The 10,056-nt window shown below is 70.1% G+C and carries 21 protein-coding genes; 18 read left to right on the plus strand and 3 right to left on the minus strand.

The window, feature by feature from the left end; translation table 11 throughout:
* Nucleotides 1-3 precede the first annotated feature (3 nt).
* From dnaB to IE263_RS45620, 16 genes are all read left to right on the plus strand, one after another.
* Nucleotides 4-1,338, plus strand: a complete 1,335-nt coding sequence (gene dnaB / locus IE263_RS45545; RefSeq protein ID WP_189944043.1) for a replicative DNA helicase — start codon at nucleotides 4-6, stop codon at nucleotides 1,336-1,338.
* Complete coding sequence (locus tag IE263_RS45550) at nucleotides 1,335-1,553, plus strand: hypothetical protein (protein WP_189944044.1); 219 nt, start codon at nucleotides 1,335-1,337, stop codon at nucleotides 1,551-1,553. The genes dnaB and IE263_RS45550 overlap by 4 nt, the downstream gene beginning before the upstream one ends.
* On the plus strand, nucleotides 1,550-1,705 hold the full coding sequence (locus IE263_RS45555) for a hypothetical protein (RefSeq protein WP_189944045.1): 156 nt from the start codon (nucleotides 1,550-1,552) through the stop codon (nucleotides 1,703-1,705). The genes IE263_RS45550 and IE263_RS45555 overlap by 4 nt, the downstream gene beginning before the upstream one ends.
* A 12-nt stretch (nucleotides 1,706-1,717) precedes the next feature.
* The gene (locus IE263_RS45560; RefSeq protein ID WP_189944046.1) at nucleotides 1,718-1,909 is read left to right on the plus strand and encodes a hypothetical protein; all 192 of its coding nucleotides are present in this window, start codon (nucleotides 1,718-1,720) and stop codon (nucleotides 1,907-1,909) included.
* 78 nt (nucleotides 1,910-1,987) lie between these two features.
* Complete coding sequence (locus IE263_RS45565; protein ID WP_189944047.1) at nucleotides 1,988-2,299, plus strand: hypothetical protein; 312 nt, start codon at nucleotides 1,988-1,990, stop codon at nucleotides 2,297-2,299.
* Complete coding sequence (locus IE263_RS45570) at nucleotides 2,296-2,985, plus strand: DNA cytosine methyltransferase (protein WP_189944048.1); 690 nt, start codon at nucleotides 2,296-2,298, stop codon at nucleotides 2,983-2,985. The genes IE263_RS45565 and IE263_RS45570 overlap by 4 nt, the downstream gene beginning before the upstream one ends.
* Before the next feature lie 78 nt (nucleotides 2,986-3,063).
* The gene (locus IE263_RS45575) at nucleotides 3,064-4,437 is read left to right on the plus strand and encodes a hypothetical protein (protein ID WP_189944049.1); all 1,374 of its coding nucleotides are present in this window, start codon (nucleotides 3,064-3,066) and stop codon (nucleotides 4,435-4,437) included.
* Nucleotides 4,438-4,738: 301 nt separating this feature from the next.
* Nucleotides 4,739-4,996: a hypothetical protein gene (locus IE263_RS45580; RefSeq protein ID WP_189944050.1), complete on the plus strand. Its 258-nt coding sequence runs from the start codon at nucleotides 4,739-4,741 to the stop codon at nucleotides 4,994-4,996.
* 58 nt (nucleotides 4,997-5,054) lie between these two features.
* A complete protein-coding gene (locus IE263_RS45585) occupies nucleotides 5,055-5,288 on the plus strand; it encodes a hypothetical protein (RefSeq protein ID WP_189944051.1) in 234 nt (77 codons plus the stop codon).
* The gene (locus tag IE263_RS45590; RefSeq protein ID WP_189944052.1) at nucleotides 5,281-5,469 is read left to right on the plus strand and encodes a hypothetical protein; all 189 of its coding nucleotides are present in this window, start codon (nucleotides 5,281-5,283) and stop codon (nucleotides 5,467-5,469) included. Before IE263_RS45585 ends, IE263_RS45590 begins: the two co-directional genes overlap by 8 nt.
* A gap of 76 nt (nucleotides 5,470-5,545) precedes the next feature.
* Entirely contained in the window at nucleotides 5,546-5,842 is a 297-nt protein-coding gene (locus tag IE263_RS45595; RefSeq protein ID WP_189944053.1) for a hypothetical protein, read from the plus strand.
* On the plus strand, nucleotides 5,839-6,006 hold the full coding sequence (locus IE263_RS45600; RefSeq protein ID WP_189944054.1) for a hypothetical protein: 168 nt from the start codon (nucleotides 5,839-5,841) through the stop codon (nucleotides 6,004-6,006). The genes IE263_RS45595 and IE263_RS45600 overlap by 4 nt, the downstream gene beginning before the upstream one ends.
* A gap of 166 nt (nucleotides 6,007-6,172) precedes the next feature.
* Nucleotides 6,173-6,703, plus strand: a complete 531-nt coding sequence (locus IE263_RS45605; protein WP_189944055.1) for a hypothetical protein — start codon at nucleotides 6,173-6,175, stop codon at nucleotides 6,701-6,703.
* Nucleotides 6,700-7,017: a hypothetical protein gene (locus IE263_RS45610; RefSeq protein ID WP_189944056.1), complete on the plus strand. Its 318-nt coding sequence runs from the start codon at nucleotides 6,700-6,702 to the stop codon at nucleotides 7,015-7,017. Before IE263_RS45605 ends, IE263_RS45610 begins: the two co-directional genes overlap by 4 nt.
* Complete coding sequence (locus IE263_RS45615) at nucleotides 7,010-7,693, plus strand: DUF6221 family protein (protein WP_189944057.1); 684 nt, start codon at nucleotides 7,010-7,012, stop codon at nucleotides 7,691-7,693. Before IE263_RS45610 ends, IE263_RS45615 begins: the two co-directional genes overlap by 8 nt.
* Nucleotides 7,694-7,884: 191 nt before the next feature.
* A complete protein-coding gene (locus tag IE263_RS45620) occupies nucleotides 7,885-8,058 on the plus strand; it encodes a hypothetical protein (protein WP_189944058.1) in 174 nt (57 codons plus the stop codon).
* A gap of 126 nt (nucleotides 8,059-8,184) precedes the next feature.
* On the opposite strand, the gene IE263_RS45625 is transcribed toward IE263_RS45620, so the two are convergent.
* Genes IE263_RS45625 through IE263_RS45635 form a run of 3 tightly spaced genes read right to left on the minus strand, consistent with a single transcriptional unit; the run spans nucleotide 8,185 to nucleotide 9,414 of the window.
* Nucleotides 8,185-8,433, minus strand: coding sequence for a hypothetical protein (locus IE263_RS45625; protein ID WP_189944059.1), 249 nt, complete (start codon nucleotides 8,431-8,433; stop codon nucleotides 8,185-8,187).
* Nucleotides 8,430-8,870, minus strand: coding sequence for a DUF6221 family protein (locus IE263_RS45630; RefSeq protein ID WP_189944060.1), 441 nt, complete (start codon nucleotides 8,868-8,870; stop codon nucleotides 8,430-8,432). Before IE263_RS45630 ends, IE263_RS45625 begins: the two co-directional genes overlap by 4 nt.
* Nucleotides 8,863-9,414: a helix-turn-helix transcriptional regulator gene (locus IE263_RS45635; protein WP_189944061.1), complete on the minus strand. Its 552-nt coding sequence runs from the start codon at nucleotides 9,412-9,414 to the stop codon at nucleotides 8,863-8,865. Before IE263_RS45635 ends, IE263_RS45630 begins: the two co-directional genes overlap by 8 nt.
* 93 nt (nucleotides 9,415-9,507) lie before the next feature.
* Between IE263_RS45635 and IE263_RS45640 the strand changes: the two genes are divergently transcribed.
* On the plus strand, nucleotides 9,508-9,735 hold the full coding sequence (locus tag IE263_RS45640) for a hypothetical protein (RefSeq protein ID WP_189944062.1): 228 nt from the start codon (nucleotides 9,508-9,510) through the stop codon (nucleotides 9,733-9,735).
* Nucleotides 9,732-9,938, plus strand: coding sequence for a hypothetical protein (locus IE263_RS45645; RefSeq protein WP_189944063.1), 207 nt, complete (start codon nucleotides 9,732-9,734; stop codon nucleotides 9,936-9,938). Before IE263_RS45640 ends, IE263_RS45645 begins: the two co-directional genes overlap by 4 nt.
* Nucleotides 9,939-10,056: the final 118 nt, after the last annotated feature.

Raw genomic sequence — 10,056 nt, forward strand, 5'->3', positions numbered from 1 at the left:
TCAGTGGAAGACGAGACCTTCGAGCGCGTACCCCCGCAAGACCTCATGGCGGAACAGTGCGTCCTCGGCGGCATGCTCCTCTCCAAGCGGGCCATCGCCGAAGTCCTCGAAGTCACCGACCCCGAAGACTTCTACCGCCCCCAGCACGAGACGATCTTCCGCGCCATCGTCGACCTCTACGGCCGCAACGAACCCGCCGACCCCATCACCGTCTCCAACCACCTCCGCGAACTCGGCCTCCTCGACAAAATCGGCGGCGCCGCCTACCTCAGCACCTGCGTCCAGACCGTCCCCACCGCCGCCAACGCCGAGTACTACGCCGAAATCGTCCGCGACACCGCCATCCGCCGCCGCATCGTCGAAGCCGGCACCCGCATCACCGCCATCGGCTACGACGGCGAAGGCGAAGCCCACACCACCATCGACCGCGCCCAAGCCGAACTCGCCGCCGTCATCAAAGCCCGCGAAGAAGCCGACTCCGCCCTCCTCGGTGAAGACCTCCCCGAAGTCGTAGCCGAACTGGAGAAACTCCAGACCGAAGGCCGCGCCATCGGCATCTCCACCGGCTTCAAGGATCTCGACTACCTCACCCACGGCCTCCACCCCGGCCAGATGATCATCATCGCGGGGCGGCCCGGACTCGGAAAATCCACCCTCGGCATCGACTTCCTCCGCGCCGCCTGCCTCCGCGACAAGATCCCCGCCGCGTTCTTCAGCCTGGAAATGTCCCGCCGCGAAGTCCAGCACCGCATCATCTCCGCCGAAGCCATGATCGGCCTCCACAAGATCCGCGGCGGCACCATGACCGACCGCGACTGGGCCGAGTTCGCCAACCGCATGCAGACGCTCACCACCGCCCCCCTCACCATCGACGCCACCCCCAACCGCACCGTCACCCAGATCAAAGGCCGCTGCCGCCAGATCAAACAGAAGACCGGCCTGGGCCTCGTCGTCGTCGACTACCTCCAACTCCTCGACACCCCCGGCAAAAAGCGCCCCGAAAACCGGCAGGTCGAAGTCTCAGAGATGAGCCGCTCCATCAAGCTCATGGCCAAAGAACTCGACGTCCCCGTCGTCGTCCTCTGCCAACTCAACCGCGGCCCCGAACAACGCCAGGACAAACGGCCCCAGCTCGCCGACCTCCGCGAATCCGGATCCCTCGAACAAGACGCCGACCTCGTCATCCTCGTCCACCGCGACGACGCCTACACGCCCGACTCCCCGCGCGCCGGCGAGACCGACCTCATCGTCGCCAAACACCGCGCCGGACCCCTCTCCACGATCACCGTCGCCGCGCAACTCCACTACAGCCGCTTCCGCGACATGGACGAGACATGAGCGGCTTCCAAGCAGACGACCTTGCCGCGGTACGTGAAGAGGGCTCCCTCGTCGCCCTGTTCACCCAGCTCGCCGGTAAGACCCTGCCGCAGCAACCGACCGCCGACGAGCCGACGGACGAGAAACCGCCGTACCACATCCCCCGCCCCGGCGCCTGGCCCTGCGGCACCGCGGCATCGGGCCCCACCCCACCACCCTGCGGGAGCTGTCCATGACCGACACCTGCCCCAACTGCCTCACCCGCGGCATCAAACCCCGCGCCGAACGCCGCGACCCCCACCAAACCCGCAGCGCCTACCGCTGCCCCCACTGCGGCCACGCCTGGATCACCAGCCGCATACCCGACGCCTACCGACCCACCGCCTGAAGGGACCAGCCCGTGACCCCCCTCGAACGACTCCTCCAAGAAGCCATCCCCACCCGCCCCGACCCAGCCCCACCCCAACCCCACACCTACCAGCAGTACTGGACCCCCCAAGAACAAGACACCCACTGGCGCCAACTCGCCGAAGCCCTCGGCACAACCAACATCCCGCGACCCACCCCACCCGGCCACCGGGCCGCCGCCTGACCTGTGATCACTACACGCGCAACCCGCCCCGCGCCACGCACGCCATCACCACTACCAGCAGCAAAAAGGAGAACACTCATGACACCCCAGACCGGCACCTACCGCATCGAGTTCGGCCCCGCCTGGCCCGTCCCTCCGATCACCGTCGACTTCACCGACCGCACCCAGGCCGACCGCATGGTCACCGCCCACGCCATGCCGTACCTGCGGACCAAGCTGGAGGAGCTCGGGCGGCCCGAGTTCGCCGACTGCTTCTTCCACACCGACCGGGACCTGACCGTCGGCCAGTTCATGTGGCTCGACCTGGCGGGCGGGCGCGGCGCCCGCTTCTGCCCGGCCCGCCTCACCCCCGCTCCCGTTGGTGGCGAGGACACCAGGAGCAGCCGATGACCGGGCGCACGCCGAACGGGCTGACCGTCCTCGACCTGTGCTCCGGCGCTGGCGGCCTCTCCTGGGGCTACTGGCTCGCCGGCTTCGACGTCGTCGGCGTCGACATCCACCCGATGCCGAACTACCCCTTCGAGTTCCACCAGGCCGACGCCCTGGAGTACCTCGCCGCGATAACCAACTCCGGGGAGGTCGAGCGGTACGCGTTCGTTCACGCCTCCTGGCCCTGCCAGAACAAGGCCCGGGTCACCGCCTGGCGCGGCAGCCGGGAGAACCACCCCGACCTCATCACCCCGGGCCGCGAGTTGCAGCGTGCGTGCGGGCGTCCGTGGGTCATCGAGAACGTTCCCGAGGCCGCGTGGGACGGGACGCTGCGCCCGGACTACATCCTGTGCGGCTCCCAGTTCGGCCTGAAGGTGCGGCGCCACCGGGTGTTCGAGACGTCGTGGGGCGGCGGCGGGGACCTGCTCCCGCCGTGCTGGCATCCCAAGGGGCGCCACAAGCTCATGGCGTTCGAGCACAAGGACGAGCGCGCCTACGCCGACGCGATGGGCTGCACGTGGATGAACAAGACCGAGGCCCGCCAAGCCGTACCGCCCGCTTACTCGGAGTGGATCGGCCGGCAGTTCCTCACCCACCAGCTCGGCCTGGACCCCGACGCGACGCCCGCTGTCCTGCCCGCCCCGTGACCACGCGCACGGCCGGCCGCGCGGGTATCGCGGTCGGCCGGCCCCCGCATCGTCTCACCTCGACCTGAACGGATCACCATGACCACGACCTGCCGCACCTGCGTCACGCCCATCAACTACATCGACTGCCCGACCGGCGGATGGTGGGCGCACGAGCAGCACCCCGCCGACGAGCACGACGCCGTCCCCGCCGCCTGGGTCGACGGCGACCCGCTGATGGAGGCCATCGCCGAGACGGTGTGGGAGCACTGCGCTGGCGAGGGGACGAGCCTGATCGTGGACGACCCGCGGAACATCGCGGCCACGGCTGCCGCGGTCGCTCGCCGTCTCGCCGCCGCCTCGCCTGTCCCGCCGCCCGCAGACCGGGCCGCCCTCCGCGACCGCATCGCCGACACCGTCACGCCGTTCCTCATGAACTTCTCCGACGAGGCGACCGCCAAGGTCAACGCCGGAGAGGTCGCCACCGCGGTGCTGGCCGTCCTGCCCGAGCCCACCAACCAGGCCGACGAGATCGAGCGCATGCGCGAGCGGCGCATGGCCAGCCTCCGCCGCGCCGACGAGATCAACAACGAGCTGATGGAGGAAGTGCAGCGCTACGCCGCCGGTACGGAACGGCCCGTGCTCTGGTCGGTCTACAACGAGATGCACAAGCGGGCCCTGACCGCCGAGGCGCGCGCAGCCGCGATGGAACGCGCCATGGAGTCAACCGCCGCTGATGCTCTCAAGCACCGTGGTTGCCACCGGGACCTGATGGCGCAGTGCCTTCGAGCTGAACGGGCCGAGGCCGAGGTGAAGGAACTGCGCCGGATGGCCGCCGAGGAACAGCCCGCCTCCACCGCGCCCCTCGCGTCCGGCCTACCGCTCGTCAAGGGCAACTGCCCCGCCTGCCGTCACGCAAGTCTCTTTCTCGGCACGGGCGGCTACCCCACATGCGCCAACCACGAGTGCCCCGAGCCCGACGCGGCGACCACCGTGCTGGAGCAGTACGCGAACGAGGCGCACCCGCCCACCCACACCTGGAAGGTCGAATCCCCGCGCCGCGACACGTGGGCCAGCTGGGGCGCCACCTACGACGACCGCGACTGGGCGGCCGAGAGGTACGAGGAAGCGGTCCGCCACTACCCGGCCCGCCCGTATCGGCTGGTGCGCGCCACCACCACGTACACCGTGGAGGCCGCGCACCAGCCGGACACCGAGCCGCAGGACGCCCCACCGGTAGAGCCACACCCGACGGAGGCGGATCTGCGCCACGCCCTGGCGGTCTTTGACGCCTTCCACGGACGCACCCCCGCGCGGCCCGCCGTCGGGGAGCAGCCCGAGACGCAGGAGGCGTTCATCCCGCCCGCGCACTACCGCCGCAACGACGGCGTCGACTGCTGCGTCCACGCCATCCCCGTCGGCCCGGACTCCTGCAAGGCCTGCCGCGAACTCGCCGACGACGACCGCCCGTGACCTCCCTGCCCGCGTGGCTGCCGTCCGCGGTCCTGGTCTCCCTCGCCGCCGCGATCGTGTGCGCGGTGGGGGCGGCCGGGTCGGCATGGCTCGACTGGGTCAGCCCTCCGCATGCCCGAGAAACGCCACAGACGGCCGCTGGAGCGCCTGAGAGGCCCTCGCGCGGCTCTCGCGACGCCGAACCCGCCCCCAAGTCCTCACAGAGGCGCTGAGCGTCTCGCAACTGCCCCCCGCCCCTCCCGCACCCCACCCAGACGCCCAACGCCCGCCACACGCCCACACAGACCCGAAGGAGAGCCCAATGACCCTCGCCGAACTCCGCGCCCAACTCGACGCCCTCAACCTCCCCGACGACACCCCCGTCATCCTCGCCACCGACGCCGAAGGCAACGGCTACAGCCCCCTCCGCGCCGTCGACGACGCCCTCTACGAGGCGTACAGCGCCTTCAACGGCGAGTGGTACGCCACCGACCAGATGCGCGCCCAGAACCCCGAGAACGGTTGGGATGAGGCGCCCGCCAACACGGTGTCCGCCGTCTTCCTCTGGCCCACCAACTAGCCCCCGCCCGTCACGCCGCCCCCTCACCGGGGCGGCACCCACACCAAGGACCACGACCGTGACCAACGTCCACGCCATCCTCGTCGGGCTCCTCTCCGTCGCCCACACGCCCGAACAGGCAGAACACGCAGCCCGCGAAGTCCTCAACCAGCACGCCCACCAACTCGCCGAGCAGATCCGACAGGACGCACAGGCCCGGCATGACCGCGACTTCAGCGACAACCGCATCTTCCGCCTGACGGGCGCTCAAGCCGCCGCCGACCTCATCGACCCGGAGGCGCACCGTGGCTGAGCACTGGGCGATCACCGACCCCGCCGACTGCGACCCCGCCTGGACCGACTGGCAGCCCTCCGACCGCACCCCCACCCCGTTCGACCTCCGCCAAGCCGAAATCGCCGACCTCCGAGACCAGCGCGCCGGCCTCGTCGACCTGTACCGAGCCGCCACCATCCACGCACCGGAGTACCTGTGAGCGCCACCACCGCCTTCACCGTCATCGTCTGGGGCGGCGCAGCCCTCGCCGCAGCCATCGTCCTGTGGAGGAGCCGATGACCCGCACCCGCACCTACGCCCACGGCTGCACCACAGCCACGATCGGGCTGCTCCTCGCGGCCGGCTACTCCGCGACGTTCAACCCGTGGCTGATTCTCCCGGGGGGCGCCGGCGCCGCCGCCACCGCGTGCCTTGCCGCGCAGCTGTACACCGCCGACCGCCGCGAACGCGCCATCGCCGATCGGCTGCAACGCCTCCGCAACGCCGAACCGTTGAGACCCACCGACCTCGACCGCCGGGAACGGCAGGCCCTCGCCCTCATAGCCCACCACCTCCGACAGGACACGGCATGACCGGCCAGCCGTGCGGCAAGCCGCACTACGACTACCCCGAGTCCGTGTGCACCGAGCCCGCAGGCCACTACCAGCGGGAGAGGGATCCGCATGCCGGGCCGCTCATCATCGACGGCCGCGAGTGCGGCGGTGTTGCTTGGGATGAACCGGAGCACCCGCGGTGACCGGGCCGAGCAGCTCGCCCCGCGGCGAGCACACGCCGAAGCCGGGCGTCACGTGGGACACCGTCCTCGCCCGCACCGAGACCGTCATCCCAGACGACGCACCCGACCCACAACCCAACCGGGCCACCCGACGCGCCCTCAAACGCGCAGCACGGAAGAAGCAGCGATGACCGACCAGACCCCCGCGCACGGCTGCACCATCGACGGGCAGCCCGCGATGCCCATCCTCATCAGCGAGTACAACCAGCTCACCGCCGAACTCGCCGCGCTCCGTGCTGTGGCGCGCGGCTACTGCCCCGCCTGTGGACGCGGCGACGCCGCACCCACCGTCGCCGACTGGGAGCAGCAGCGGCAGCGCGCCGACGAAGCCGAGCAGAGACTCCGCCGCATCGACGCCGGCCACCCGCGTGCGGACGCCATCCAAGCCGAAATCGGCGAGATGATCGCCCAAACACACGAACTCCGCGAGCAACTCCGCCTCGTCGACGCCATGCGGCAGCAAAACCTCGACGCCGCAGCCGCCGCCGTACAACGCGCCGAACGCGCGGAGGCCACCCTCGCCGAGGTCCTCGACAGTTTCGCCGGCGTCCGCGACGAAGCCGGCGCCCTCCTCCACCACGCCGCGCCCGTCATCTACCCCCGCCAGTTCGAGGAATGGCAGGCCGCGCTCAACCAGCCCAAGGAGCCCACCCCATGACCACGTCCCAGATCATCGCGGTCGTCGCCTGTGCCGCCGCCCTCGTGGCCGTGCTCGGCGCTGTCCAGGCGTACCGCGCCCGTCGCTCGGTCGAGCGCACGCTCCCGATCCGTGACGGCGGCGGTGTGATCACCTTCCCCCGACGTATGTCAGATGCTGAGGTGGACGCGTTCAAGGCACGCTGGCAGGCGACGCACGGCAAGCCCGGCGCCGCGTGCTCCGCCTACCAGCCGCCCACCACGCCCGCCGACAGCGGCCTGTGCGCGCGCTGCGGCATGTACGACTACAAGCATCAGGAGGGGTCCGGTGCCTGACCTGCACGGCTGGATCACCCAGCAAATCGACGAGATTGAGCAGCTCGCCAAGCTCATCGCCCCCGGCGGGTACGCCCCCGACGAATGGCGGACCGAGCCGTCCCGCAGCGGACGGTGGGCCCGGCTCGTCGCCTACTCCCGCCTGAACAACGAGCCGCCCGAGGCCGCCGCACCCGACAGTGACCAGCCCGTCGCGCTCGTTCAGACTGGCCGCAACGAGCACCTGCTGATCGCGATGCACGACCCGGCCGCCGTGCTGCGCCGCTGCGAAGCCGACCGGCGCATCCTCGCGCGCCACCGCCTCAACCCCGACGCCTACTGGGCCAACGCCGCCATGTGCGCCGGCTGCGGCACCTACGGCGAGTTCGACGACCCCGAAACCGACAACCTCAACGACTGTCCTGAACTCCTCGACCTCGCCCATGCGCACGGTCTCACCGACGAGATCCTCGCCACGTTGGACCGGCCGAAGGAAGGCGAACGCCCCGAACCGACCGGGCAGTCCCTCGTACCGGACGCGCTGTATCAGGCGATGGCGGAGAACATGATCCGTCACTTCCTCGGCACGCGCACTGTCGAGCCGTCGCCGAGGGAGAAGGCGATCCGGATCCTGGAGCCCGAGCTGAAGAAGATCCCCGGCTACGTGCCCATCACCGAGGAGCCCGGCCCGGCTTGACCGGGCTTCTACAGACAGCACGCGGCCCGCCAGTCCACGGATGGACCGGCGGGCCGACGCCTCTGAGGGCGCCCCTCGCGGGACACCACCGACGGTACGCGCCACCCCGGCCAACCGAAAGATGTCGGCCCCATTGACCTGAAACCACCACAGGCGCAGCCTGAACCCCCAACGCACCAGAAGGGGACCCCATGGCCGACAGCGACGACTTCCGGATCATCTCCCGCGACCTCGAAGACGACCGCCGCGTCATCGTCGTCGTCAAGACCGGCGGCGACGGCCCCGAAGTGAGCGACGACGAGATCATCGACAAGATGCTGGAACGGTCACGCGACCAGCAGCTGCACGCGGTCGACGACGAGTAGCGCCGGCCCCGGTACTCTCGTCGTACCGGCTGCCGTTCCGTTACTGCTGCGGCCTCCGGGGCTTGTGGTGCACAGCAAAGCGCCCCCGCCGGTCCAGGTCCGGCGGGGGCGCTGCTGTCTGCGTGTCTACTCGGCGGCCGTCTGCCGCGCGCGGTATGCGGCCTCCCCCTGGATGCGGTACTTGCTCGCCGCGGCCTGCGAAATCCCGATGTGTTCCGCGACCTCCCGTGTGGTGAGGCCCTGCTCGACCGCGATGTACACGCGGATCTTGAACGCGACCTCTGCGGCTTGCGCAGCCTCGTGGGCCAGGCGCAGCTCCTCACCGACCATCTGCCGCACGTGCGGCGGCCACTCCATCCGCTTTCGGTACGTCACGGCCGCCACTCCTCGCGGTAGCCGGGCCGATCGCCGTACACGAGCACGAGCAGGCGAAGAGCGTATTCGAGGGCTGAGGCGTAGCCACTCACGAACACGGCGGGAGGGTAGACGCCCTGAACGAACTCGGGGTGCGGGAGTTCCGAGTTGCGCTTCGCGGCCTCGTACGTTGTGAGCAGCTGCCGCTTGGCGTCGATCTCGCGCAGCACCCGCACCGGATCATGCGCTGCGATGTGCAGCGCGTCCTCGGTCGACTCGAACACGGAAGCCTCGCCGCCCCACCGGCCGCCCGCCACGACAGCCGTCGTCCGGTCGGCGGCGTAGATTGCCTCGGCGTACTCCCCGCTGTCGACAGACCAGGGACCCTGAGTTGCCGTCCGCGCGATCCGCTCGTCCTCGTCGAGCTGCTCGCCCAACCACCGCACCAACTCATCCATCCGACGCCTCCGGCTCGTCGGCCGACTGGCGCAGCGCCGTCGCGATCGCCCGGACCGCCGCGTTCCACGTCTGATCCTGATCCGAGTCCGTGATCCCGTCGAGGAACTCCTGCTCGACCGCCTCAGCCGCGAGGCGTAGCACCTTCGCCCGGTAGGCGTCGATCTTCTCGCTCGCGCGCTCCGAGATCTCGGGCGAGTGCTCCTTGCCCTGCATCGCAAAGGCGTACAGGTCCTGGCGGGCGTCCATCGGTTCTCCTTGCTGGTGGCTGACGAACTGGTCGCGCTTTTTGCCCTGCTGCTTCGGGTTCGCCCGGAACCAGGCGTCCACCTCGTCGGCTCGATACAGGGTCTTGGTGGAGCCCTCGACGGCCACAGGCTGAGGAAAGGTGCTGCTGCGCCGGTACGTGTGCAGCGCCGACCGACTGACCCCGTGATCCAGCTCGATCTGCTTCAAGGTGATCAAGCGGCTCCCCTCGCTCTCAGGGTTCTCGGGCACGGCTCCATCCTTCCTGAGGTTCTGGACATTGTCCAGAAGCTCTGCCACTCTGGCACTGCACCAACAGAACGGCCCCGGTCGGGCTCTCACACACCGACCGGGGCCAGCCAATCCCACCTGCCGTGAACAGGAAGGACAGCCGTGCAAGAGCGTAACGGCCAAGCCCCGCAGCAGCCCACCCCCGCGCTCGACGCCTACGCCCAGGCCTCCCAAAACTGCCGCGACATCACCCAGCAAGTCGGCGTCCGCAACTGCGACGACGACCCCAACTGGCGCGCCGCCGAACTCGTCGCCGAAGCCCGCTTCAACGAAGCCCAAGCCGCCGGGCACAGCATCGACGAGATCCTGAAGGCGGGGCGGAAGGCATGAGCCACCAGCCCATCCCCCGCGCGGACGCCGTCCAAACGGCCATCGCCGCCACCCAGGCCTACGCCGCCCAACCTGGCGAGCACGCCGAGCAAGTCCTCAGGACCGCCGTCCAAACCGCGCTCCATGCTGGCGCCACCCCCGACGACCTCCGCGCCGCGCTCGACGCCAAGCAAACCCGCGACCGGCAAGCGACGCAAGGGTGACCCGGCCCATCAGCCGCGCCACCATGCGCGCCCTCACCCTCCTCGCCCTCGCCGCCACCAGCATCGCCCTCGCCTACGCCACCCGCCACTAACCCCCACAAGCAGCCGGGCTGGCGGA

The organism is Streptomyces aurantiogriseus (genome assembly GCF_014649375.1).
GTDB classification, from domain to species: Bacteria; Actinomycetota; Actinomycetes; order Streptomycetales; family Streptomycetaceae; genus Streptomyces; species Streptomyces aurantiogriseus.